This is a genomic window from Ferrimonas sp. SCSIO 43195 (assembly GCF_023716685.1).
Taxonomy (GTDB): domain Bacteria; phylum Pseudomonadota; class Gammaproteobacteria; order Enterobacterales; family Shewanellaceae; genus Ferrimonas; species Ferrimonas kyonanensis.
Window position 1 is genome coordinate 460,976 of sequence record NZ_CP072679.1, and the last position, 23,490, is coordinate 484,465.

20 protein-coding genes and 1 tRNA gene are annotated in these 23,490 nt (G+C 59.8%); 13 read left to right on the forward strand and 8 right to left on the reverse strand.

Features of this window, described 5'->3' with window-relative positions; all coding sequences use genetic code 11:
• The first annotated feature begins 90 nt into the window (after positions 1-90).
• Positions 91-1,338, forward strand: a complete 1,248-nt coding sequence (locus J8Z22_RS02255) for a GGDEF domain-containing protein (RefSeq protein ID WP_028114347.1) — start codon at positions 91-93, stop codon at positions 1,336-1,338.
• Positions 1,339-1,458: 120 nt separating this feature from the next.
• Positions 1,459-2,700: a GGDEF domain-containing protein gene (locus J8Z22_RS02260; RefSeq protein ID WP_252008556.1), complete on the forward strand. Its 1,242-nt coding sequence runs from the start codon at positions 1,459-1,461 to the stop codon at positions 2,698-2,700.
• Positions 2,701-2,705: 5 nt separating this feature from the next.
• Here the strand turns inward: J8Z22_RS02260 and J8Z22_RS02265 are convergent, their stop codons facing one another.
• The 5 genes from J8Z22_RS02265 to pepA all read right to left on the reverse strand — a co-directional run bounded on the left by J8Z22_RS02265 (position 2,706) and on the right by pepA (position 11,748).
• Complete coding sequence (locus J8Z22_RS02265) at positions 2,706-3,458, reverse strand: plasmid partitioning/stability family protein (RefSeq protein WP_252008558.1); 753 nt, start codon at positions 3,456-3,458, stop codon at positions 2,706-2,708.
• A 12-nt stretch (positions 3,459-3,470) separates the two neighbouring features.
• On the reverse strand, positions 3,471-4,484 hold the full coding sequence (gene parM, locus J8Z22_RS02270) for a plasmid segregation protein ParM domain-containing protein (protein WP_028114344.1): 1,014 nt from the start codon (positions 4,482-4,484) through the stop codon (positions 3,471-3,473).
• Between the two features lie 2,309 nt (positions 4,485-6,793).
• Positions 6,794-9,640, reverse strand: a complete 2,847-nt coding sequence (locus tag J8Z22_RS02275; protein WP_252008566.1) for a valine--tRNA ligase — start codon at positions 9,638-9,640, stop codon at positions 6,794-6,796.
• A gap of 17 nt (positions 9,641-9,657) precedes the next feature.
• The gene (locus tag J8Z22_RS02280) at positions 9,658-10,107 is read right to left on the reverse strand and encodes a DNA polymerase III subunit chi (protein WP_028114342.1); all 450 of its coding nucleotides are present in this window, start codon (positions 10,105-10,107) and stop codon (positions 9,658-9,660) included.
• A 135-nt stretch (positions 10,108-10,242) separates the two neighbouring features.
• Entirely contained in the window at positions 10,243-11,748 is a 1,506-nt protein-coding gene (gene pepA, locus J8Z22_RS02285; protein ID WP_028114341.1) for a leucyl aminopeptidase, read from the reverse strand.
• Positions 11,749-11,985: 237 nt separating this feature from the next.
• On the opposite strand from pepA, the gene lptF reads away from it, so the two are divergent.
• Both lptF and lptG read left to right on the forward strand, forming a co-directional pair.
• On the forward strand, positions 11,986-13,086 hold the full coding sequence (lptF, locus tag J8Z22_RS02290) for an LPS export ABC transporter permease LptF (RefSeq protein WP_028114340.1): 1,101 nt from the start codon (positions 11,986-11,988) through the stop codon (positions 13,084-13,086).
• 2 nt (positions 13,087-13,088) lie between these two features.
• Positions 13,089-14,150, forward strand: a complete 1,062-nt coding sequence (gene lptG, locus J8Z22_RS02295; protein WP_028114339.1) for an LPS export ABC transporter permease LptG — start codon at positions 13,089-13,091, stop codon at positions 14,148-14,150.
• A 51-nt stretch (positions 14,151-14,201) separates the two neighbouring features.
• Here lptG and J8Z22_RS02300 read toward each other — a convergent pair whose 3' ends face one another.
• Positions 14,202-14,447 carry a GlsB/YeaQ/YmgE family stress response membrane protein gene (locus J8Z22_RS02300; RefSeq protein WP_028114338.1) on the reverse strand — a complete coding sequence of 82 codons (246 nt, stop codon included), beginning with the start codon at positions 14,445-14,447 and terminating at the stop codon, positions 14,202-14,204.
• Between the two features lie 83 nt (positions 14,448-14,530).
• Positions 14,531-15,028, reverse strand: coding sequence for an RDD family protein (locus J8Z22_RS02305; RefSeq protein WP_252008567.1), 498 nt, complete (start codon positions 15,026-15,028; stop codon positions 14,531-14,533).
• A 573-nt stretch (positions 15,029-15,601) separates the two neighbouring features.
• On the opposite strand from J8Z22_RS02305, the gene J8Z22_RS02310 reads away from it, so the two are divergent.
• A complete protein-coding gene (locus J8Z22_RS02310; RefSeq protein ID WP_252008568.1) occupies positions 15,602-17,278 on the forward strand; it encodes a methyl-accepting chemotaxis protein in 1,677 nt (558 codons plus the stop codon).
• Positions 17,279-17,384: 106 nt separating this feature from the next.
• Positions 17,385-17,471: transfer RNA gene (locus J8Z22_RS02315), tRNA-Leu, on the forward strand.
• Positions 17,472-17,618: 147 nt separating this feature from the next.
• On the opposite strand, the gene gltS is transcribed toward J8Z22_RS02315, so the two are convergent.
• The gene (gene gltS, locus J8Z22_RS02320) at positions 17,619-18,845 is read right to left on the reverse strand and encodes a sodium/glutamate symporter (RefSeq protein WP_028114335.1); all 1,227 of its coding nucleotides are present in this window, start codon (positions 18,843-18,845) and stop codon (positions 17,619-17,621) included.
• A 353-nt stretch (positions 18,846-19,198) separates the two neighbouring features.
• Here gltS and J8Z22_RS02325 point away from each other — a divergent pair, with 353 nt between their 5' ends.
• The 7 genes from J8Z22_RS02325 to J8Z22_RS02355 all read left to right on the forward strand — a co-directional run bounded on the left by J8Z22_RS02325 (position 19,199) and on the right by J8Z22_RS02355 (position 23,477).
• Positions 19,199-19,966, forward strand: a complete 768-nt coding sequence (locus J8Z22_RS02325; RefSeq protein WP_028114334.1) for a DUF4198 domain-containing protein — start codon at positions 19,199-19,201, stop codon at positions 19,964-19,966.
• A gap of 9 nt (positions 19,967-19,975) precedes the next feature.
• Positions 19,976-20,587, forward strand: a complete 612-nt coding sequence (gene cbiM / locus J8Z22_RS02330; protein WP_028114333.1) for a cobalt transporter CbiM — start codon at positions 19,976-19,978, stop codon at positions 20,585-20,587.
• A complete protein-coding gene (locus J8Z22_RS02335) occupies positions 20,587-21,120 on the forward strand; it encodes a hypothetical protein (RefSeq protein ID WP_051252860.1) in 534 nt (177 codons plus the stop codon). The genes cbiM and J8Z22_RS02335 overlap by 1 nt, the downstream gene beginning before the upstream one ends.
• Positions 21,117-21,878, forward strand: coding sequence for a cobalt ECF transporter T component CbiQ (cbiQ, locus tag J8Z22_RS02340; RefSeq protein WP_051252872.1), 762 nt, complete (start codon positions 21,117-21,119; stop codon positions 21,876-21,878). Before J8Z22_RS02335 ends, cbiQ begins: the two co-directional genes overlap by 4 nt.
• The gene (locus J8Z22_RS02345) at positions 21,875-22,588 is read left to right on the forward strand and encodes an energy-coupling factor ABC transporter ATP-binding protein (protein ID WP_028114330.1); all 714 of its coding nucleotides are present in this window, start codon (positions 21,875-21,877) and stop codon (positions 22,586-22,588) included. Before cbiQ ends, J8Z22_RS02345 begins: the two co-directional genes overlap by 4 nt.
• A 120-nt stretch (positions 22,589-22,708) precedes the next feature.
• A complete protein-coding gene (locus J8Z22_RS02350) occupies positions 22,709-23,017 on the forward strand; it encodes a DUF134 domain-containing protein (RefSeq protein WP_028114329.1) in 309 nt (102 codons plus the stop codon).
• A 1-nt stretch (position 23,018) separates the two neighbouring features.
• Positions 23,019-23,477: a NifB/NifX family molybdenum-iron cluster-binding protein gene (locus tag J8Z22_RS02355; RefSeq protein WP_051252859.1), complete on the forward strand. Its 459-nt coding sequence runs from the start codon at positions 23,019-23,021 to the stop codon at positions 23,475-23,477.
• Positions 23,478-23,490: the final 13 nt, after the last annotated feature.

Below are 23,490 nucleotides of genomic sequence, written 5' to 3' on the forward strand. Positions count from 1 at the left end.
CCATTACCGGATGCGGTATTTTAGGTGGGTGTCACAATAGGTTTTTGAAAAGGCAGTTTATTTGAGGCGGAGATTACAAGGACTCATGGTATGTCGCATCGCCTGATCCAGTTGAGTCTGGCGCTGTTTCTGGCGGCCAGTGTGCTGTTTCTACCCTCCTGGCTGGTGTCGTCCAGCAATGAAATTCAATGGTTGATGCAAAACCTGCCCTGGGTGCTGCTGACCAGTGCCTGGATCGTCAGTCGCATCTATCGCCTGCAAAAACTCAGCTTTATGGTGCTGGTGTCGCTGGCCAGTTATTTGGTGATCCAGTGGAAGCTGCAGGTGCCGCTGCCGCAGGGCAACACCGAGCTTATTTTCTGGGGCCTGTGCCTGCTGGCGCCGCTGCTGGTGTTCCTGTTTGATGTGATGCCGGAGAAGTGGATCGCCACCGGTCATAACGGTTTCGCTTACGCACTGCTGCTGGCTCCGGTTGCCCTGTTCTCGATGCTGCTCAGCTCCAGTGCCGAGGCCACTCACCAATGGCTGGCGTCCTGGGTAACGGCGCTGGGTGGCTACCCGCTGCCCTGGGTGCTGACCCTGATGATGGCCTGCTATTTTGTCATCTCCACCCTGATTCAGACCCGCCGCCGCGATAAAGGCGACTCGGCGGCGCTGCTGTGCCTGATGGCACTGGGCCTGACCTGCTATCAGTTCGACACCCCTGGGGTGTCCTCCTCCATGTTCACCATTTTGGGGCTGTGCCTGCTGGTGTTGCTGGTACTGCACAGCTACCGGCTGGCGTTCTTCGACCTGCTGACCGGGGTGCGCAACCGTCGCAGCCTGGATGCGCTGATGCAGGGGTTGTCTGGCCGTTACCAACTGGCGATGGTGGACATTGACCACTTCAAGAAATTCAACGACACCTTTGGCCACGACGTCGGCGATGACGTATTGCGACTGGTGGCGCAGATGCTGACTCGAGTAAAGGCCGGCGGCACCGTCTACCGCTATGGCGGTGAAGAGTTCACCATCGTGTTTCGCAGCCGCGAGCGCAAACGCTGCCTGGCGGCGCTGGACGCCATTCGTGAAGAGATTGCCGCCTACCCGTTTTACGTGCGCAGCCCGCAAAGTGCCGGGGTGGCTCGCCGAGGCCGCAGCCAGGCGCCTAAGGTGGCACCGCAAACCATCACCGTTAGCATGGGGCTGGCACAGCCCCGGGCCGATGATGCCAGTGTCGACCAGGTGGTGAAGCGCGCCGACGAGGCCCTGTACCAGGCCAAGCAGGCCGGCCGCAACTGCATCAAGGCCGACCGCCTTCTCAACCGGCGTCCCAGCCGTCGCCGGGTGGCGGCGTAAGCCATTTCTCACTGTTTTTATATGCCTTTGACTATCCCTTAGGCGAGAGTCGACTACCCTTTACAGATTGGATACAAAACACGGCCCATCAGAGTCGTGGTAATCGGATAGGATGTCCTTATGGTGTTTCGTTCAGTGCAGCTGCTGTTGCCTGTACTGTTGGGTGTATTGGCGGCGTTGTTGCCGGCATGGGTGGCTCAGGCACAGCCGCTGGTGCATCAGGGGGTGCTGCTGCTGCCGTGGTTACTGCTGCCCATCTCGTGGATGGTCAGTCGTCTGTACCGCCAACCTAAAGTCAGTTTTCTCATTCTCATCAGTCTGTTGACCTATTCGCTGCTGCAAAGTCAGCGGCTGCACCCTGAGCTGGCGACCAATACCGAGTCGGCATTCTGGTTGTTGTGCCTGCTGGGGCCGCTGTTGATCATGGTATTCAGCTGGCTGCCGGAGGAGATGACCGGCGAAGCCAATAATTGGAAATGTTACCTGATCATCGCCACCATCGGGGTGGTGGCCCTTAACCTGTTGCAGCAGTTTCCTGAGCAAACTTCGTACTGGATGCAGCAGTTGCTGGCGCTGGAGCCGGGTATGCCCCCGGTGGTGCCGCTGCTGTTGCTGACGCTGTACTTGCTGGTTACCGGGTTGTCGCTGATTCGCCGTCAGGAAACCAGTGACGGCGTGGCGCTGCTGGCATTGCTGAGCATGGGGTTTGGCTTCTGTGGCTTTAATACCGAATGTGGGCCCGAGGTCAGCTTTGGCTTGTTTGCCCTAGCGGTGGTCACCCTGCAGGTGCTGCACAGTTACCGATTGGCATTTTTCGATCCGCTCACCGGTTTGCGCAACCGCCGCAGCCTGTTAAGCATGCTGCTGGACCATCCGAAAGGCTACCACCTAGCGATGGTCGACATTGACCACTTCAAGGATTTCAATGACGCCTTTGGTCACGACGTCGGGGACGAGGTGCTGCGGGCGGTGGCCAAGGTGCTGGAGCGGGTTGGCGCTGGCGGCAAGGTGTTTCGTCTCGGCGGTGAGGAGTTCGTGGTGGTGTTCGTTAGTCGTGATCGTAACGCCTGTATCGGCGCGCTGCAGGCGGTGCGGGAGATGGTGGCCCATTATCCGTTTACGGTGCGCCAGCCGCTGAATGCGTCAGCCCAGCAAGCGGCGACGCCGTTGCAGCCCCAGCAGATTACCGTCACCATCGGTCTGGCTCAGCACAGCCCTCAGGACGACAGCGTCGATGCGGTGCTGGCCCGGGCCGATAAGGCGCTGTATCGGGGTAAAAGTCGAGGCCGCAACTGTCTGGTGGTGGACGACGGCAAGCCGGTGCCCTGGGTTACCATCGGCGGCGAAAAGCGGCTGGTGTAGCCGCGTTACCAGATTCCTTTCGATTTCACTTTGCTGGCCAGCGCCAGTTGGGTATCCAGGCTGGGTGCCTCGGCATCGGCCGCAGTCGGCGTTACGCTGCCACTGCTGATCTGGCTGCGCAGTGCTTTTAGCTGGGCCATCAACTTATCCTGCCCCTGCTTCAGTGCCACAAACTGGCTGCCAAGGTCGACATGCGCATCCGGCTGAGCCGTCGGTGTGCTGTTGCCCTGGCTGGCCAACTGCTGCAGCTGGGCCAGAATCTGCTGCTGTTGCTGCTCTAACTGGGCCAGTGCGCCGGACAGGTTGCTGTCGGATTGTGCCGGTTGCGGCCGGTTAGCAAGCTGCTCCAGCTGTTGCTGCAGCGGTGCCAGGTTGACCTCGGTGCTGGCCTTGGGGGCCGCCATGGAGGTCTTGAGCATCGAGGTCAGCTTGGTCCACTGGCCCTCAGACAGACCGGCGCCGCCGTCGCTATCGACACTGACGCCGCTGGCGGCCAGCAGTTGAGTCAGGGTCTGGCCCTGCAACCGCTCTTCCACCAACGCCTGGGCCAGCATCGCAGGCAACTGCGGCGACAATTGCTGCAAAAACAGGCCAGACAGATACAGGTCGCGATGGAAGCCATTGCGGCGCAGCTGTGCCACCTCATTGCTGTCGCCGCGCCCCTTCTCCTGCTGCTGCCATTGGCGCAGGGTATCCACGGCGTACTGGTGTGAGCCGTGGAGCTCAGGTTCCAGGGTAAAGCTGCATCGAATGCGCATGGGCTGCCCTTATTAAACCGCTTCGGCCGGCTCGGCGGCGTGGTAGCAGCAGATCTCCCGGGACAGGGCTTCCTGCGGCTCCTGAACCAGCACAATCTTGTCGCCCAGGGTCGGGTAGGCGGCGCGAATGGCGGTTTCGATCAGCATGGCGCCACCGCCCACCAGGTAGATGCGGTTGGGGTTGCGGGTGAAGGTTTTGGCTTCGTAGGCAACGGCGGCGCCCAGTTCGGTGATCTTGTCTTCGATGCGCTCCAGTACCCAGTCAACTTTGGACAGGTCGTTGATCACCTCGTTGACGAAGTCGCGGTCGTGGCGGCGCTTTATCAGTTCGTTGGCGACCAGGTAGCTGGCGTCGCTGTCGGCGGCGGCCAGTGCCTTACGGGCGGCATTGGTGACCATGGACACACCAATTTCGGCATTGCCGTACACCGCCGACACGTCATCGAATTCACCGACGATCACGCCCATGTCCAGGGTGGTGCCGCCGCAGTCGATGACCAGCGATTTGGTGAACTCGTTGACGCCGGAGTCCATCAGGGTGGTCAGTACCGCCGGTAGGCTTTCTGGTAGCACTTCGACGTCGACAATTTCAAACAGCTCGCCCTTGTTGAGGCTGATGTCGCGCATCAGGTTGGCTTTCTTACGGGCGATGTTGTCTTCGTTCTTCTGACAATCGTCGGCTTTGTAGTACTCGGTGATTGGCAGGGTCACCAGAATGCTGACCGGGCCGGGTTTTACGCCGGTTTGCAGCAGAGCGTGGTGCACCGACAGCAGGTTCAGGTCGTCGTACTGAAAGGCCACGTGAGTGGTGGACAGGGCTTTGTCGGAGGTGGCGTCGTAGGTGTATTTGGTGGCACCAATCTGGTAGTTGAAGACCTTGCGGTCGCTCAGCAGCGCGGCGCTTTTCCAGTCTTTTCTAAAGGAGTTGGGGGAGGTGACACTGCGCACCAGGCCCTTTTCGATCCAGCTGATTTTAACGTTGGTGGAGCCATCATCGATGGCGAATTTCATGTTGGCTGACTGCATCCCAGTTCCTGTAAAAAAAGCCCACTACCGTGGGCTAATGCGACCCCTGAATCCACAAACTTAAATCGAATTTTGAAAAAAGTGAGGTAGGTGCGCCGGAGAAGAGGGCTGACTGCGGATGCGAGAGGTCAGTGTCTCCACCCCGTCGCCCTTTCGAACGCGAGGGTCCAGTGTCTCCACCCCGTCGCCCTTGCGAACGCGAGGGTCCAGTGTCTTCATCCCGTCGCCCTTGCGAACGCGAGGGCCCAGTGTCTTCATCCCGTCGCCCTTGCGAACGTGAGGGGCCAGTGTATTCACTCCGTCGCCCTTGCGAATGCGAGGGTCCAGTGTCCTCACCCCGTCGCCCTTGCGAATGCGAGGGTCTAGTGTCTTCGGTTTTGGGTTGGAGCAACAAAGCCACTGGGTACCCGCGTGCGCGGGCACGACGGAGGGATGGTTGGGGTACGTGGGCAACGGCTAGCACCGAGCTCTGCCGATACCGCAATAACTGTTCAGTTAGCACCAGCCCTGCCCATGAGCACTGTCGCCCTTGCGAAGGCGAGGGGCCAGTGTCTTCACCCCGTCGCCCTTGCGGACGCGAGGGCCCAGTGTCTTCGGTTTTGGGTTGGAGTAACAAAGCCACTGGGTACCCGCGTACGCGGGCACGACGGAAGGATGTTTGAGGTACGTTGGTAACGGCTAGCACCGTGCTCTGCCGATACCGAAATAACTGCTCAGTTAGCACCAACCCTCCCCATGAGCACCGTCGCCCTTGCGAACGCGAGGGGCCAGTGTCTTAGGTTTTAAGGCGTTAAAGCCGCTGGATTCTCGCTTGCGCAAGAATGACGAGAGGCACAGCCACTGGATACCCGCGGGCACGACGGAGGGATGGTTGGGGTACGTGGGCAACGGCTAGCACCGTGCTCTGCCGATACCGTAATTGCCACCCAGTTCGCACTACCTCTATCGACTAGCACTGTCGCCCTTGCGAACGCGAGGGCCCAGTGTCTTCACCCCGTCGCCCTTGCGGACGCGAGGGCCCAGTGTCTTCGGTTTTGGGTTGGAGTAACAAAGCCACTGGGTACCCGCGTGCGCGGGCACGACGGAGGGATGGTTGAGGTACGTGGGTAACGATCAGCACCGAGCTCTGCCGAAACCGGAATAACTGCCGGTTTACTACCAATTCATCCAATTCGCACTGTCGCCCTTGCGAACGCGAGGGGCCAGTGTCTTTGGTTTTAAGGCGTTAAAGCCGCTGGATTCTCGCCTGCGCAAGAATGACGAAAGGCACAGCCACTGGGTACCCGCGTGCGCGGGCACGACGGAGGGATGGTTGGGGTACGTGGGTAACGATTAGCGCCGAACTCTGCCGAAACCGCAATAACTGCTCAGTTAGTACCAGCCCTGCCCATGAGCACCGTCGCCCTTGCGAACGCGAGGGGCCAGTGACTTTGGTTTTGGGTTGGAGCAACAAAGCCACTGGGTACCCGCGTACGCGGGCACGACGGAGGGATGGTTGAGGTACGTGGGTAACGATCAGCACCGAGCTCTGCCGAAACCGGAATAACTGCCGGTATACTACCAATTCATCCAATTCATCCAATTCGCACTGTCGCCCTTGCGAACGCGAGGGCCCAGTTTCTTCGGTTTTGGGTTGGGTGCAAAAAGCCACTGGGTACTCGCGTGCGCGGGCACGACGGAGATTATTTGAAAGTGGGTTGTAGCGGTTAGCTCCGAACGTTGAGGCGGGCTCAGCAGCAAGTGTTCCGCAACACTCAAAACGGGTCGCCCTTGCGAACGCGAGGGGCCAGTGTTTTAGGTTTTGGGTTGGAGCAACAAAGCCACTGGGTACCCGCGTGCGCGGGCACGACGGAAGGATGTTTGAGGTACGTGGGTAACGATCAGCACCGAGCGCTGCCGAAACCGGAATAACTGCTCATTTAGCAGCAACCCTGCCGATGAGCACCGTCGCCCTTACGAAGGCGAGGGGCCAGTGACTTTGGTTTTGGGTTGGAGCAACAAAGCCGCTGGGTACCCGCGTGCGCGGGCACGACGGAAGGATGGTTGGGGTTGGTGTGGTAACTAATTGCACCGAGCGCTACCGATACCGTAATTGCCACCCAGTTCGCACTACCTCTATCAACTAGCACCGTCGCCCTTGCGAACGCGAGGGCCTAGTGTCTTTGATTCTAAGGCGTTAAAGCCGCTGGATTCTCGCTTGCGCAAGAATGACGAGAGGCACAGCCACTGGATACCCGCGGGCACGACGGAGGAGCGGGCACAAAAAAAGCCACCGCATGCGGTGGCTTTTTGGTCTCTGGAGTCAGAGCTTACAGCGCTTTGAGCTGCTCTTTCTGCTCTTCCAGCTTGCTGACGTCGCGCTTGGCTTCATCCAGCTTGGCTTGTTCCTTGGCCACCACCGCTTCCGGTGCCTTGGCCAGGAAGCCCTGGTTGGAGAGTTTCTTCTCCACTCGCTCGGCGTCCTGGGCCAGCTTGGCGATCTGCTTGTCGATGCGGGCCACTTCGGCGGCCACGTCGATGAGGCCGGCCATAGGAATCAACAGCTCCATTTCGCCAATCAGCTGGGTGGTGCACATCGGTGCGTCGCCGGACAGCACCTCGATGGACTCCAGGTTCGCCAGACGGTTGAGGAAGGTGCGGTTGGTTTCCACTCGGGCCAGATCCTGCTCACTGGCGTGCTTCAGCAGCACGTTCAGCGGCTTGGAGGGTGCCACGTTCAGTTCACCGCGGATGTTACGAACCGCGACGATGAACTGCTTCACCCACTCCAGGTCCGCTTGAGCGTCGGCGTCCATCAGGGCGGCGTCGAAGCTTGGGAATTCCTGCAGCATGATGGTGTCGGCCTCGATGCACACCAGCTTAGAGACGGTCAGCCAGATCTCTTCGGTGATGTACGGCATCAGCGGGTGCAGCATCCGCAGCATCCCTTCCAGCACAGTCAGCAGGGTGTGGCGGGTGCCACGCTGCTGGGCGTCGCTGCCGGAGCTCAGGACCGGCTTGGTTAGCTCCAGGTACCAGTCACAGAACTGGTTCCAGGTGAACTCGTAGGCGATGTTGGCGGCGATGTCGAAGCGGTAGCCTTCCATCGCTTCGCGGATGTTTTTCACGGTGTCGTTGTACTGGGCCAGAATCCAGCGATCCGCCAGAGACAGCTCCAGTTCGCCACCGCCAAAGCCACAGTCGTGCTCTTCGGTGTTCATCAGCACGTAGCGGCTGGCGTTCCACAGCTTGTTAGCGAAGTTGCGGTAACCTTCCAGGCGGTTCATGTCCCAGTTGATGTCACGACCGGTAGAGGCCATGGCGGCCAGGGTGAAGCGCAGGGCGTCGGTACCGTGAGGGGCGATGCCGTCAGGGAACTGCTTGCGGGTGCTCTTCTCAATCTTGGCGGCCAGTTGCGGCTGCATCATGTTGCCGGTGCGCTTTTCAACCAGGGCTTCGAGGTCGATGCCGTCGATCATGTCCAGCGGGTCCAGGACGTTGCCCTTGGACTTGGACATCTTGTCGCCGTTCTCGTCGCGGATCAGACCGGTGACGTACACCGTTTTGAATGGAACCTGAGGCTTGCCGTCTTCATCTTTGATGAAGTGCATGGTCATCATGATCATCCGGGCAACCCAGAAGAAGATGATGTCGAAACCGGTGACCAGCACGTCGGTGGGGTGGAAGGTCTTCAGATCTTCCAGGTTGTCCGGCCAACCCAGGGTGGAGAAGGTCCACAGGGCGGAGGAGAACCAGGTGTCCAGCACGTCGTCGTCCTGACGCAGCACGGCGTCGGCGGCGATGTCGTTGTTGGCGCGCACTTCGGCTTCGTTGCGGCCGACGTACACCTTACCGGATTCGTCGTACCAGGCCGGAATGCGGTGGCCCCACCACAGCTGGCGGGAGATGCACCAGTCCTGAATGTCGCGCATCCAGCTGAAGTACATGTTTTCGTACTGCTTTGGCACGAACTCGATGTCGCCGTTCTCCACCGCTTCGGTGGCGGTTTTGGCCAGCGGCGCGGCGCGCACGTACCATTGGTCGGTCAGCATCGGTTCGATCACCACACCGCCACGGTCGCCGTAAGGCACCTGCAGCACGTGGTCTTTGATCTCTTCCAGCAGACCCAGCTCTTCAAACTCGGCAACCACGGCGCGGCGGGCGGCAAAGCGCTCCATGCCGTGGTATTTGGCCGGCAGCTCGTCGCTGTAGACGTCGGAGGCTTCACCGTTGAAGTCGAACACTTCGGCGGCGTCACGAATGTCGCCGTTGAAGGTCAGGATGTTGATCATCGGCAGCTTGTTGCGCTTACCCACTTCGTAATCGTTGAAGTCGTGGGCCGGGGTGATCTTCACACAACCGGTGCCCTTCTCCATGTCGGCGTGTTCGTCGGCGACAATCGGGATGCGACGGCCAACGATGGGCAGCAGCAGCTCTTTGCCGATCAGATCTTTGTAGCGCGGATCTTCCGGGTTCACCGCCACACCGGTGTCGCCCAGCATGGTTTCCGGACGGGTGGTGGCTACCACGATGTAGTCTTTGCCATCGGCGGTTGTAACGCCGTCGGCCAGCGGGTAGCGGAAGTGCCACATGAAGCCTTTCTTTTCCTTGTTTTCCACTTCAAGGTCAGAGATGGCGGTGTGCAGTTTCGGATCCCAGTTAACCAGGCGCTTGCCGCGGTAGATCAGGTCGTCTTCGTACAGGCGCACGAACACTTCCTGAACCGCTTTGGACAGGCCTTCGTCCATGGTGAAGCGCTCACGATCCCAGTCCACAGAGGCGCCGAGGCGACGCAGCTGCTTGGTGATGGTGCCGCCGGACTCGGCTTTCCAATCCCACACCTTGTCGATGAAGGCGTCACGACCCAGCTCCTGGCGAGTCTGGCCCTGAGCAGCCAGTTGGCGCTCTACCACCATCTGGGTGGCGATGCCGGCGTGGTCGGTGCCGACCTGCCACAGGGTGTTTTTGCCCTGCATCCGCTGGAACCGAATCATGGTGTCCATGATGGTGTCCTGGAAGGCGTGACCCATGTGCAGGCTGCCGGTGACGTTCGGCGGCGGGATCATGATGCTGTAGGCGTCTTTGCTGGTGTCGCCGTGAGGCTTGAAGTAACCCGCATCTTCCCAACGCTGATAATGGCGCTGTTCAATCGAGTTAGGATTGTAAGTCTTATCCATGGGTGTTCCGAAATCAGTTAAAACGAAAGCGGCTGCTTGGCCAGGTCATGGGTGGTTAGGGCCACCTTAAGCTGTCGGTAGGCGCGAAAGCGCTCCCGAGCCTGAACCTTGGCATCGTCTGCAGCCGGCACAAAATCGAAAATTTGGGCAAATTCTACCGCAAATTGCGGCACAGTGGCGGACAGGTTTATTAAAACTGGCCGTTTTTTTGAGCTGAACTGGTCATTATGACCGATTTCCACCGGAGCGCCACCCCTGGGGCCCTCGCCAACCAGGTTGTGGGGCACGAATCGCTGTGGGTCAAATTGCCATAACTTCTCGTCGATCTCATGGCTCTGGCCCTGATCCTGGCAGTGAATGTACACCGGCTGGCCACGGCGGTAGCAGTCGGACGCCAGCAGGCAGGCCAGGGTCAGGTGATCCGGCTCGGCGTCGGGCGCCATTACATAGAAGGTGGCATTGGCCATGTTCGCGGGGCTTCCTCTGGTGGTGAAGGCGTTATTCTACCCGGTTCATGCGGCCAGGGACAGGCGGTCGCACCGGGGTGGTGTGGCGATAAAAAAAGGGCGCCCAACGGCGCCCTGATTCGGTGTCGAGACCAATTACTCGGCGTCGAGTTCGCCTGCCTTGGACAGCAGGAACTGGGTCAACAGCGGTACCGGACGACCGGTAGATCCCTTGTTGGCGCCACTTTCCCAGGCCGTACCGGCGATGTCCAGGTGAGCCCAGCTGTACTTCTTGGTAAAGCGGGACAGGAACGCGGCGGCGGTAATGGTACCGGCCGGGCGGCCACCCAGGTTGGTCATGTCGGCAAACGGGCTCTTGAGCTGCTCCTGATAGTCGTCCCACAGCGGCATGCGCCAGCAGCGGTCACCGGCTTGATCGCCGGCGTGTTGCAGGTCGTGGGCCAGGGAGTTCTGGTTGGACAGCAGGCCGGAAGCGTGCTTGCCCAGGGCGATGACGCAGGCACCGGTGAGGGTGGCGGTGTCGATCACCAGCTCAGGGTCGAAGCGCTCGACGTAGGTGAGGGCATCACACAATACCAGGCGGCCTTCGGCGTCGGTGTTGAGCACCTCCACGGTCTGGCCGGACATGGTGGTGAGGATGTCACCGGGGCGATAGCTCTTGCCGTCGGGCATGTTTTCGCAGCCGGCCAGTACGAACACGATGTTGATGTTCAGGCCCAGTGCGCACACAGCCTTCATGGTGCCCAGGACACCGGCGGCGCCGCCCATGTCGTACTTCATCTCATCCATGCCTTCCCCGGGTTTCAGGGAGATACCGCCGGAGTCGAAGGTCAGGCCTTTGCCCACCAGCACGATGGGGCGCTGTTCGTCGCTGCCGCCGCGATAGTGACACACGGTCATCAGCGATTCGTTTTCACTGCCACGGCCCACGGCCAGGTAGCTGTTCATGCCCAGTTCGGCCATCTGCTCTTCGCCGATCACTTCCACCCGTAGGCGGTCGTATTGCTCCGCCAGTTGGCGGGCCTGGCTGGCCAGGTAGGCCGGGTTGCAGATGTTTGGTGGCATGTTGGCCACGTCGCGGCACATCTTGCTGCCGGCGGCCACACCCAAGCCATGGGTGATCGCCTTTTCGCCGATGGTCAGCTCGCGGCGGGTCGGTACGTTGAATACCATCTTGCGCAGGGGCCGACGGGTTTCGTCCTTTTTGCTCTTCAGAGCGTCAAAGGTGTACAGGGTGGACTGAGTGGTCTCAATCGCCTGGCGCACCTTCCAGTAGGTGTCGCGGCCCTTAACGTGCAGTTCGGTCAGGAAGCACACCGCTTCCATGGAGCCGGTCTCGTTGAGGGTGTTGATGGTTTTGGCGATGATCTGCTTGTACTGGCGCTCGTCCAGCTCCCGCTCCTTGCCACAGCCAACCAACAAGACCCGCTCGGACAGCACATTAGGTACATGATGCAACAGCAGCATCTGACCGGGTTTTCCCTCCAGGTCGCCCCGACGCAGCAGGTTGCTGATGTAGCCGTCGCTGATGCGATCCAGCTGCTCACCTACGGCGGACAACCTGCGCGGTTCAAATACGCCTACGACGATGCACGCGCTACGTTGCTTCTCTGGGCTACCGCTTTTTACACTGAACTCCATGCCATCTCCCGGTTTCGTAAAGACAAAGCGTGTTAATTGTTAGATAATGGTCCCTTTATCGGCTTCTGAAAGCTTCATTGCAAGGTGGGTTTTGCTAAACTCCCTGCGGTATTGCTTGTTCCCTTCACTGGGATCAGAAGGCCCGGGCTGGTTACAAAAACATCTGAAAGTAACCAGTTTACTTAAATAACTTCTCGTTTCCAGAGAAATTACAAGTTTGCAAGTTGAGCTCCGACTTTGATTATCTTTCGCTACTTGTTGAAGGAAGCGTTTAGAGCACAGATTGCCGTATTGGCTGTGCTGGTTTCCATTTTTGTTAGTCAACAATTTGTCCGCATTCTGGCGGATGCCGCCGAAGGCCAGTTGCCAGGGAAGCTGATCGCTACTCTGGTGGCCTTAAACATGCCTGAATTGTTGTCGTTAATCCTGCCTTTATCGCTGTTTTTGGGCATTTTGCTCGCTCATGGGCGTTTGTACGCCGACAGCGAGATGACCGTGCTGCACGCGGTGGGGGTGTCCGAGTGGTACGTGACTCGGGTGACCCTGGTGCTGGCGGTGATCATGGCCATACTCTCCGGAGTGATCGCCATTAACGTGGCGCCCTGGGCCAAAGAGACCGAATACCAGGTGTTGGAGAAGGCGGAATCGGAAGCGGGGCTGGCGGCACTGGTTCAGGGCCGGTTCCAGCAGGCGTCCAATGGCAAGGCGGTGATCTACGTCGAAGGCCTGTCCAAGGGCAAGCTGGAGAACGTGTTCGTGGCCATGCTGCCACCGAACGACAAGCCCGACAGTGAAACCTCCATCGTGATCGCCGAGGCCGGTTCCATGGTGGAGGAGCGCAATGGTTCGCAGCGGTTGCAGTTGAGCCAGGGCACCCGCTACAACATGTTCTCGGGCACGCCGGAGTCCAACCAGATCACCTTTGATACCTACCAGATGGAGATCAAAGAGCAGGAGGTGGACAAGAAACGGCGCAAGCTGTCGGCCTATTCCATGACCCAGTTGCTGGAAGAGGGCACCCCCCACGCCTGGGCGGAGATCCACTGGCGACTGGCGGTGCCGCTGGCGATTCCACTGCTGACGCTGATCGCGGTGCCCATGGCCCGAACTAATGTGCGTCAGGGTAAGTTTGCCAAGATGATGCCGGCGATCCTGATGTATCTGGGGTACTTTGCCCTGATGATGGCCGGGCGTAAGGCCATCGAAGATGAGGTGATTCCCGCCACCTTCGGCATGTGGGGCATCCATCTGGCGGCGCTGGTGATCGGGGTCATTCTCGTCGGCAAGGGACGCCCAACCGGTAAGAAGATTGCCGCCAAGCTGGTGAGGACCAAGTGATGCTGAAGATCCTCGACCTCTACATTGGCCGCACCATCATCAGCACCTCGGCGCTGTGTCTGTTGGTGTTGACCGGGCTGTCCGGTTTGATCAAGTTTGTCGACCAGTTGCGCTACGTCGGCCGTGGTGATTTCGACATCTTCGATGTCGGCCTGTACGTGCTGTTCCTGGTGCCGCGAGACATCGAGATGTTCTTCCCCATCGCCGCCATGTTGGGGGCGCTGATCGGCGTCGGCATGCTGGCCTCCAGCTCCGAGCTGGTGGTGATGCAGGCGGCGGGAATGTCCAAGTTTGAGATCACCATGTCGGTGATGAAGACCGCCATTCCGCTGATGCTGACCATCATGCTGGTGGGTGAGTATGTGGCGCCAGCGTCAGAGGCCACCGCCCGTGAGATGAAGGCACAGAAGATCTCCGGCGGTGATCTGATTGGCGGTGCCCGGGGTTCCTGGGCCAAAGACGGCGACAGCTTCGTTAACATCGGCCGGGTTCAGGACACCGGCCATCTGGCCAACATCACCATCTACCACTTCGGCAAAGACAAGCACCTGGATGAGGTGACCTTCGCTAAGCAGGCGGTGTTTGATGGCGATGCCTGGCGCATCATCGACATCACCGATACTCGGCTGACCAAGCCGCAGGTGACCGTGACCCATCGCGAACAGGGCCGCTGGAAGTCGACTTTGACCCCAGACAAACTGCAGGTGGTGACGGTGCATCCGGAATCGTTGTCCATCAGCGGCCTGCTGGATTACCTGGATTACCTCAAGGTAAATCAGCAGGACCCGACCCGCTACGAGCTGGCGCTGTGGCGCAAAGTGGGGCAGCCGGTGACGGTGGCGGTGATGATGCTGTTGGCGTTGTCGTTTATCTTCGGTCCGCTGCGCTCCGTGACCATGGGCGCCCGGATTCTGCTGGGGGTGATCACCGGTTTTGGATTCTACCTGACCAGTGAGATCTTCGGCCCCATGAGCCTGGTGGCCAACCTGCCGCCGTTTTTGGGGGCCTTCCTGCCGGCGATGCTGTTCGCGGCGGTGGCCATCTATTTGCTGCAGAAACGCTAGCAGTATGGTCCATCAAAAAAGGCGCCCTGAGGCGCCTTTTTTGGTGATGGTCTACTTCATTTTGTTGTAGATAAACAGCACCAGCAAGGCCCCCAGGGTGGCCACCACCAGGCTGCTGATGTTGAAGCCGGTGACGGCGCCAAAACCCATCAGGGTCGCCAGGTAGCCGCCGACCACGGCGCCGACGATCCCCAGCAGAGTGGTCATGATAAAGCCGCCGCCGTCTTTGCCCGGCATGATCCATTTGGCCAGAATGCCCACCGCCAATCCCAGCACAATCCAGGTCAGTATGCCCATGGTGTTTTGCCTCTTTGCGTTGATTTTACTCCACTAAGCGTAGCCGAGTGGCGCCAGGGCAAGCGGGAAATTGTGGCGTTAGGTTACTGCCCCAGGCGGGCGCGGTTCTGCTCGATGCTCAGCTCTACCAGCTCGGTGTGGCTCCACTTATCGTGCAGGCTGCGCTTGTCGTCGCTGAAGACCATGGTCAGGGCCATCAGCCCGAAGCCGGAGGTGATGAGACGGATCAGTGCCTGGTGCCAACTGATTAAGCTGCCGTCAATATTCTGCAGTTTCAGCCGCCAGGCACGCATGCCGATGGTCTGGCCGCTTTTCTGCCAGAAGTAGCTGAAAAACAACATCACACCACCCCATTTGAAGCCTTCGTTGGCCAGAGTCCAGCCGGGGCTGCTCTGTAGGATATCGATGGCATGCTGCTGCTCGGGGTTGCTGATGACTCCCTGCGACACCAGGGCACCGAACAGCATAAAGAACACCGCCCCAAAGGCCATGTACACCGCCAGGCCCAGCAGGCTGTCGTAGAGCAAGGTGGCCAGGCGACGCTTGAGGCTGGCCCGGGGGGCATTGGCGTGAGGGTGCATGAACAACGTCCTTATTACTGAATTGGCAGCAGTGTATCAGAGATAGAGGCGGAGGCTGAAGTTGTGGTGTCGATCACGCGGCTGGCAATCTGGTGTGCGCCGAAAGCACAGAACTCCGAGGTTCTGTGAGTGGGGTTACAAGTCACTGGTGATTTTGAGAGATTCGCTTCAGTAGGTGGCTGTTTTGTGACAAATTACACTCGCTTCGGTTTCGGGTCGCTTTGAGAAGTAGATAGCTTCTTACGGCCATTTTTTTGAGTCTTTTAGTCGTACTTGACTCGAATCGGTGATCTGGGATTTATTTCTTTATTATCAATGTATTGAGTTTTAATCGGTGATGCTGACCAGGAACCGGGCAGCCGTTTACGGTCGAACAGGCCGAATCTGTATCAAGTTCAGTGCTTGCCAGCCGATAACAGGGCTATAACCGGGGCAGGAGATCCGGGCGTCAGAATCACAAGGTTGTGAAGTTCAGTCACCTCGAACACGTTTTTGTGATCGGGGAGGGGCAATGGTTGCCATCTAAGGGCGTAGACCCGCACAACATAACTATGTGGTTAATGGAGAAAGTGTATGAAACGACTCGGATTAATGGGCAAGATGTTGTTATTGGCGGCGTTGCCGTTAATCATGACCATCGTGGTCGTTTCGGGCAGTTCGGTGTACTTCAAGACTCAGACGCTGGAAGAGCAGGTCGCCACTTTCACCCAGGATCTTCGCGACCAGAAGATCAAGCAGGTGGAAGATGCGGTGACCATCGCCGTTGGCGTGGTCCGCAACCAGATTGCCGCTCAGCCCGGTCGTGATCCGCTGGAAGTGGTGAGCGAAACCCTGGCCAAAATTGAGTTTGGTGATGGCGGCTATTTCTTCGTGTACGACATGGCCGGGACCAACCTGTTCCATGGCCTCAAGCCGGAGGTGGAAGGTAAGAACCTCATCCACCTTAAAGATCCCAACGGCACCGCCTTTATCGTTGATCTGATCAACGCCGCCAAGCGTGGCGGTGGCACCTCCTCCTATTTCTATCAGAAGCCCGGCGTTGCCAACCTGGTTGAGAAGATCAGCTACGTGAAACCGCTGGATGAATTCGGCTGGTGGCTGGGCACCGGTGTCTACGTGGATGAAATCGATGCCGCGGTGGTGTCATTCAAGTCCGATGCCGAAGCCATGGCTCAGAAAGAAACCACCACCAACATCCTGGTGTCCATCGTGATCATGGCGCTGGCGGTGGTGGGCATCATCATCATCTCCCGCCGCACCGTGCGGCCGGTGAACGACATGCTGGAGAACCTGCAGGAGATTGCCCAGGGTGAAGGGGATCTGACCAAGCGGCTGGTAGTGACCGGTGAGGATGAGATTGCCCAGTTGGGGCAGGCCTTTAACCAGTTTACCTCCAAGCTGCAGGAGACCATCAGCCAGGTGGCCGATGCCACCGAGCAGGTGGGCATGGCGGTGGACAACATCAACAGCCAGACCTCCACCATTACTCAGCAGTTGGCGGTGCACAACGACGAAACCGAGCAGGTGGTGACCGCGGTCACCGAGATGAGCACGGCGGCGGCACAGATTGCTGGCAACGCCAATCAGGTGGCCGATGCCACCCAGGCCGCCACCGATGACGCCAACACCGCCCAGGACAAGCTGGGCAACTCGGTCAACTCCATCAACGAGCTGGTGGGTGAAGTGGACCTGGCGGCTCAGCATATCGACCGTCTCAGTGAGCAGTCGTCCAAGATTCACAGTGTGCTTGGGGTGATTGGCGACATTGCCGATCAAACCAACCTGCTGGCGCTGAACGCCGCCATCGAAGCGGCCCGGGCCGGCGATCAGGGCCGTGGCTTCGCGGTGGTGGCCGATGAGGTGCGTGGCCTCGCCAGTCGCACCCAGACCAGCACCCACGAGATTAAAGAGATGCTGGATGAGCTGCACCAGTCGGTGTCCAAGGCGGTGGTGACCATGGGCAACAGCCAGTCCAACTGCGAAACCACGGTGCAGTCGTCGTCGGAGATCACCACCAGCCTGAACGCGGTGTCCGGGGCGGTGACTGAGATTAATGATATGACCAGCCAGATCGCCACGGCGGCCACCGAGCAGAGCTCGGTGACCGAGGAGATCAACCGTAACATGGTCTCCATCCGCGACATCGTGACTGAACTGGTGCACGCCAGTGAAGAGTCGGCGCAGATCTCCGAACAGCTGGGTCACTCCGGCAATCAGCTGCGGCAGTTGGTGGGTCAGTTCAAGGTTTAATGGCGGCTGGACCGGGGCGTTGGCCCCGGTTCGGCGGATTTCTATGCAATTGAATCAGCAAGGGGTTGCGCTCAACGCTGAGCTGTCTATAATGCAACTCCACTAAGCCGAGGTGGCGGAATTGGTAGACGCAGCGGATTCAAAATCCGCCGGTGGTGACACCTTGAGGGTTCAAGTCCCTCTCTCGGTACCAAATTAAGAGAAAGGCCCAGTCGAAAGACTGGGCCTTTTTCGTTTGTGGCGTTTGTGGCGTTTGTGCCGCAAGGCGGGCGACGCTTCTCCCTAGCGGCGACACCTTTGACACACTCCTTCCTGTTTGCCCCCTGTTTTCATCAAGCCGTTAAAAATTGCTCAAGAAATAGGGAATCATCAGTGCGTTGGCCAGATCGATGAAGAAGGCGCACACCAGCGGCACCACAATGAAGGCCAGTTGCGAGTTGCCGTACTTGTGCGACACCGCCGACATGTTGGCCATGGCGGTGGGGGTGGAGCCCAGCGAGATGCCGCCGAAGCCGGCACAGACCACCGCGGCGTCGTAGTTTTTGCCCATGGCCGGGAACACCACCAGCAGGTTGATGGCGATGGCCACCAGGAACTGCGCGCTCAGAATGGCGAAGATCGGCCCGGCCAGATCCACCAGTGTCCACAGCTGCATGCTCATCAGCGACATCGCCAGGAAGGTGCCCAGAGAGATGTCGGCGATCAGCGCCAGGGCGGGCTTGCGCGCCGGCCACTGAGTTCCGGTGATGCGGGGAAAGCCGTTGGGCATGATGTTGGTGATCAGGATGCCGGCAAACAGGCAAGTGACAAACAGAGGCAGCTGCAGACCCAGTTGCTCAACCCCTTCGTTGAGCAGGAAACCGACGATGATGCACATGTGGATGGCGAAGATGGCGTCCAGAAAATCGAAGGCGTTGATGGTGCTGTCGTCGTCGTTGGCCAGGCCGACATTGGGTTGATCATGTTTGGCTGGCTTAAGGTCATGCTTGTTGATCAGATACTTGGCGATGGGGCCGCCCATCAGGCTGGCGAGGATCAGGCCAAAGGTGGCGCTGGCGATGCCGATCTCCATGGCGTTGCTGATGCCGAACTGTTCGCCAATGGAGGGGGCCCAGGCGATGGCGGTGCCGTGACCGCCGATCAGAGAGACGCTGCCGCCCAGCAGGCCAACCGGGGTGCCTAAATCAAACAGGCCGGCGACGCCGATGCCGGTGAGGTTCTGCAGTACCATGTAGCCGATGGTCACTGCCAGCAGAATCAGCAGTGGTTTTCCGCCTTTAAGCAGATCGCCCAGGCTGGCGTTGATGCCGATGGTGGTGAAAAAGTACACCAGCAACACGTCGCGGGCGTTGAGGGTAAACTCGATCTCGACGGCGGTCAGCAGGTACACCAGGGTCAGCAGCAGAGAGACCAGCAGGCCGCCGGTCACCGGCTCCGGAATGCTGAACTCCCGCAAAAAACCGACGCTGGCGTTGAGGCGCCGCCCCAGAAACAGCACAAAGATGCCTATGGTGATGGTAAAAAATGGGCTGATGGTCAGGACGTTGTTGTCCAGGATGAGATCCATAGGCTGTGCTCCGACTCCTTGGGGACAGTGGTTATTTTGCAAGCTAACACAAATTGTATCGAAGTGAAGCTTGTCGCAGCATGAATCAGTTTCACAATAAATATCATATTGATATCGCCGATTACGGCCGTGCTTGTTGCCCTCGGTTGTCCGTTGATTGGTACTCTGCGGCTTTAGAAGGCGGTTTCGAAACGGTGGCAGGTCTTCGTCGAGTACCGAAGAGGCCTGAATCTAACTCATGCTTCAGGTCACAGATTCGACATAAGCCTGTGCAGAAACTGCGCCATTAAATTGTATGAAGATTTTCGTAAGAGTAATATTTTCTCCAGTAACCCTGATACTGGATTGTGTTGATGAACCGCTTTTCTCGTACCCTGCTGGCCGCGCTGGCGCTGATCTCTTGTTCTACTTCGGCCCATTTTCAGGAGCTGATTCCCTCGTCGAGCCTAGTTACCGACCAGGGACCGGCTGAGTTGGAGCTGGCCCTGACCTTTACCCACCCGATGGAGCGTGGCCCGGCCATGGCCATGGGCCAGCCGGTGCAGTTCGGCGTGCTGGGTCCGGCAGGGCATCAGGACCTGCGTGATCGGCTGGTGCCGCACCAGGTCGACGGTCAACCCAACTACCTGGCCCGCTACCGGGTTACCCGCCCCGGTGACTACCTGTTCTATGTCGAGCCGGCGCCTTACTGGGAGCCGGGTGAGGGCAAGATGATCGTCCATTACACCAAGGTGGTGGTCGATGCCTATGGCTATCAGGAGGGCTGGGACGCCGACGTGGGTTTCCCGGTGGAGATTGAGCCCCTGGTGCGGCCGTTCGGGTTGTGGACCGGCAACCTGTTTCAGGGCATCGTCAAGCAGGATGGCCAGCCGGTGCCGTTCGCCGAGGTTGAGGTGGAGTGGAAAAATGACGGCAGCGTTGAGGCCCCGGCCGACGCCTTTGTGACCCAGGTGATTCGTGCCGACGCCAATGGCCTGTTCAGTTACGCCATGCCTCGTGGCGGCTGGTGGGGCTTTGCTGCCTTGCTGGAATCCGAAACACCGATGACCAACCCGGAAGGGGATAAGGTACCGGTGGAACTGGGGGCGCTGATCTGGGTCAATGCCCGTGACATGAAGTAGGAGCAAACCATGGCACACATCCCTGACGGAGTGTTGTCGCTGCCGGTGCTGATCACCGGTGCGGTAGTGACCGCAGCCACGGTGGCGGTGGCGACCCGGCGCATGGATTACGATCGCATTCCTCAGGCGGCGGTGTTGGCGGCGGCGTTTTTCGTGGCGTCGCTGGTCACGGTGCCGGTGGGGCCCTCCAGTGTGCACCTGATCTTGAATGGCCTGATGGGGGTGCTGCTGGGCTGGGCGGCGGTACCGGCGGTGCTGATTGCGCTGTTGATGCAGGCGATGTTCTTTGGTTATGGCGGCCTGATGGTGTTGGGGGTCAATACCGCCAACATCGCCCTGCCGGCGCTGTTGTGCGGGGCGCTGATCGCGCCCAGGTTGCACGCCAGCGAAGGCCGGGCCACCCTGATGTGGGGGGCGCTGGCCGGAGGGTTGGCGGTGGCCCTGACCGCGGTGATGGTGAGCCTGTCGCTGCTGCTCAGCGGACCGGAATACCTGCCGGCAGGCAAGGTGGTGGCGCTCACCTATCTGCCGTTGATGGTGGCCGAGGCGGCGGTGACCGCGGCGGCACTGAGTTTTATGCAGCGGGTAGCACCTGAGTTGCTGCTGGCTGGGAGAGTATGATGAAACGACGAATTTCGATGATGGCCGCACTGTTGATGCTGGTCAGTGGTGCCTGTCAGGCCCACCTGCTGAAGGTGTTTGCCTACGTGGAGGGCGAGGCCCTGCACGGCAACGCCTATTTTGCCGGCGGCGGCCCGGCCACCGGCGCCCGCATCGAACTGCATAATGGCAGCGGTGAGTCGGTGGCGACACTGGTGCCCGATGCCAACGGTGAGTTTGCCCAGATGTCGTTGCCCGCCGAGGTCACCGAAGTGGTGGCGGTGATTGGCGATGGCCATCAGGCTCGCTGGCCATTGCAGCGGACTGCGGCGCCGACGGTGTCGGCGCCACAACCTGTGACCCCGGTGAATGCGGCCCTGGATGCGGATGCGTTGGCCAAGTTGGTGGAGCAGGCCGTCGCCCGCCAGGTGGGGCCGCTGCGCCAGGAGTTGCAGGCCAGTGAGGCCCGGGCGCGTCTGTCTGACATTGTCGGCGGCCTGGGAATGATCTTTGGCATCGCCTTTGGCCTGATGTGGTGGCGCGGGCGCCGATGAGTCTGCTGCCCGCGACCGGGGCATCGAGCTGGCCCGCCTGGGCCGCGGCGCGGGATCCGCGCCTGCCGACCCTGTGCGCGCTGCTGGCGGCGGTCACCGCCGTGTGTCTGAGCCAGTTGCCGGCGCTGCTGTTGCAGTTGGCGTTGATGCTGGCCCTGGCCGCCCTGCTGGGCACCAACTGGCGCACCCTGGGACGGCGGCTGTTGGCGCTGGAAGGCTTGATGATCATGCTGCTGCTGACGCTGCCATTTACCGTGCCCGGCGACCCGCTGTGGCAATGGCACAGCCTGACGCTGAGTCTGCAAGGGCTGGAACGGGCGGCGGTGGTGGCCTTGCGGGCCAACATTGTGGTGATCGCCATGGTGGTGTTGCTGGGGGCACTGGCGCCGGAGCAGCTCGGTCATGCTCTGGGTCGACTGCGGTTGCCGGATAAACTGGTGCACCTGTTTCTGTTTACTGCTCGTTACCTGGTGGTACTGCAGGAGGAGTATCGGCGCCTGCGTACGGCGATGCGGGCGCGCGGGTTTGTGGCCCGCTCCAATCGCCATAGCTGGCGCAGCCTGGGATGGTTGGTGGGCATGCTGTTGGTGCGCTCGATGGAGCGGTCGCAGCGAGTCACTCAGGCGATGAAGTGCCGTGGCTTCAAGGGTCGGTTTTACTTGCTGAATCCGCAATCCTGGTGCCCGGCTGAGACCGGATTGTTGTTGTCCTTTGGTGGCCTGATGTCGCTGCCGCTGTTGCTGGAGTACCTGTTATGAGCGAGCCGTTGATCCAACTTGAGGAGATCGCCTTTGGTTACGCCGGACGGCCGGTTTTCTCCGGCGTGAACCTGAGCCTGCAGGCCGGGGAACGACTGGCACTGGTGGGCGGTAACGGCGCCGGCAAGTCGACTTTGCTGGAGTTGATGGTGGGGCTGCGTCAGCCCAGCTTCGGTTCGGTACAGCTGCTGGGGCAGCGCTGCAGCAGCGAAGCGGAGTTTCAGCCGATGCGTGGCCAGGTGGGGCTGCTGTTTCAGGATTCCGACGACCAACTGTTTTGCCCGACGGTGCTGGAAGATGTGGCCTTCGGGCCGCTGAATCAGGGCCTGGATGAGACCCAGGCCAAGGCGGTGGCGATGCGCACCCTGGCCAGCCTGGGGATGGAAGCTTTCGCCATGCGCATTACTCACCGACTCTCCGGGGGCGAGAAACGCCTGGTGGCCCTGGCCTCGGTGCTGGCGATGCAGCCTAAGGTGCTGCTGCTGGATGAGCCCACCAATGGCCTGGACGACAACGCCCGCCAACGGTTGCTGGCCCACCTGCTGAGCCTGCCCCAGGCGATGATTCTGGTGTCTCACGACTCCGGCGTCATCGGTACCCTGGCGACCCGGGCCGTGTTGCTGCAGGAGGGCACCCTGACCGAAGGGGTGTTGCACCGTCACCCCTATCAACACAGCCACAATCAGCTGCACATTCACCCCACTTCCTGAGATCGCAATGGCCCGGCCCTGAGCCAGGTTCGTGGCGGCGATCACTAAACTCACTTTATAACTGGCATATGCCAATAACTGGGCGTAGAGTAATTGGCAAATGCCAACTACGAGGTGGTTATGCCAAGACCAAAACTGACCCGCAATGTGCGTTGCCGTGCTCCCTACAGCCTGTATAAGCCCAACGGCGTTCCCGGTAAGCAGCTGCAGAAAATCGATCTGGGTGCCGATGAGCTGGAAGCGATGCGACTGGCGGACATGGAGGGGATGAGTCAACAGCAGGCCGCCAACGAGATGGGCGTTTCACGACAAACGTTAGGCAACATACTGGCTTCAGCGAGAAAGAAAGTGGTCTGCGCCCTGGTGCAGGGTCACGCCCTGGAGATGGAGTCGTCGTTGCCCTACCCACAAGATTCAAGTGAGGAATAACATGACTCTAGCGATTGCTGTAACCCCGGATTTCCGGGTTGCCGGCCACTTTGCCAAGGCCCCCGGATTCGCCATTTACGACGCCAGCGGCGCCCTGGTGGACACTCTGGATAACGACGCCAATGCCAGCGGCTGTCAGCAGAAGAAAAAGATGATGGCGCAGTTTCGTCACCTGGGGGTATCCCGGGTGGTACTGAAGAACATCGGTGAACGTTCCCTGGCCCGACTGCTGGGCGCCGGCATTCAGGTGGACAGTGTCCGCGGCCGGGCGACGGTGTCTGACGTACTGGCCGGAGCGGTGTCGGTCTCGACCCTGACCGAGGCGTCTCAGGGCCGCCCCTGCAAACCCAAGTCGTCGTCGCACAAGTGCTGTGGCAGCCACAGTCACGACAATAAGATCATCAGCGGTGGTTTGGCCAAGGGTGACGCCAAATTGAAGCGGGTTAGCCTGAGCTTCTAACTCTCCCCGATCG

Excerpts from the sequence above, each read along its gene's own strand:
- J8Z22_RS02255 (WP_028114347.1), top strand. The coding sequence starts at position 91 with ATGTCGCATCGCCTGATCCAGTTGAGTCTGGCGCTGTTTCTGGCGGCC.
- J8Z22_RS02260 (WP_252008556.1), top strand. The coding sequence starts at position 1,459 with ATGGTGTTTCGTTCAGTGCAGCTGCTGTTGCCTGTACTGTTGGGTGTA.
- J8Z22_RS02265 (WP_252008558.1), bottom strand. The coding sequence starts at position 3,458 with ATGCGCATTCGATGCAGCTTTACCCTGGAACCTGAGCTCCACGGCTCA.
- parM (WP_028114344.1), bottom strand. The coding sequence starts at position 4,484 with ATGCAGTCAGCCAACATGAAATTCGCCATCGATGATGGCTCCACCAAC.
- J8Z22_RS02275 (WP_252008566.1), bottom strand. The coding sequence starts at position 9,640 with ATGGATAAGACTTACAATCCTAACTCGATTGAACAGCGCCATTATCAG.
- J8Z22_RS02280 (WP_028114342.1), bottom strand. The coding sequence starts at position 10,107 with ATGGCCAATGCCACCTTCTATGTAATGGCGCCCGACGCCGAGCCGGAT.
- pepA (WP_028114341.1), bottom strand. The coding sequence starts at position 11,748 with ATGGAGTTCAGTGTAAAAAGCGGTAGCCCAGAGAAGCAACGTAGCGCG.
- J8Z22_RS02300 (WP_028114338.1), bottom strand. The coding sequence starts at position 14,447 with ATGGGCATACTGACCTGGATTGTGCTGGGATTGGCGGTGGGCATTCTG.
- J8Z22_RS02305 (WP_252008567.1), bottom strand. The coding sequence starts at position 15,028 with ATGCACCCTCACGCCAATGCCCCCCGGGCCAGCCTCAAGCGTCGCCTG.
- J8Z22_RS02310 (WP_252008568.1), top strand. The coding sequence starts at position 15,602 with ATGAAACGACTCGGATTAATGGGCAAGATGTTGTTATTGGCGGCGTTG.
- gltS (WP_028114335.1), bottom strand. The coding sequence starts at position 18,845 with ATGGATCTCATCCTGGACAACAACGTCCTGACCATCAGCCCATTTTTT.
- J8Z22_RS02325 (WP_028114334.1), top strand. The coding sequence starts at position 19,199 with ATGAACCGCTTTTCTCGTACCCTGCTGGCCGCGCTGGCGCTGATCTCT.
- cbiM (WP_028114333.1), top strand. The coding sequence starts at position 19,976 with ATGGCACACATCCCTGACGGAGTGTTGTCGCTGCCGGTGCTGATCACC.
- J8Z22_RS02335 (WP_051252860.1), top strand. The coding sequence starts at position 20,587 with ATGAAACGACGAATTTCGATGATGGCCGCACTGTTGATGCTGGTCAGT.
- cbiQ (WP_051252872.1), top strand. The coding sequence starts at position 21,117 with ATGAGTCTGCTGCCCGCGACCGGGGCATCGAGCTGGCCCGCCTGGGCC.
- J8Z22_RS02345 (WP_028114330.1), top strand. The coding sequence starts at position 21,875 with ATGAGCGAGCCGTTGATCCAACTTGAGGAGATCGCCTTTGGTTACGCC.
- J8Z22_RS02350 (WP_028114329.1), top strand. The coding sequence starts at position 22,709 with ATGCCAAGACCAAAACTGACCCGCAATGTGCGTTGCCGTGCTCCCTAC.
- J8Z22_RS02355 (WP_051252859.1), top strand. The coding sequence starts at position 23,019 with ATGACTCTAGCGATTGCTGTAACCCCGGATTTCCGGGTTGCCGGCCAC.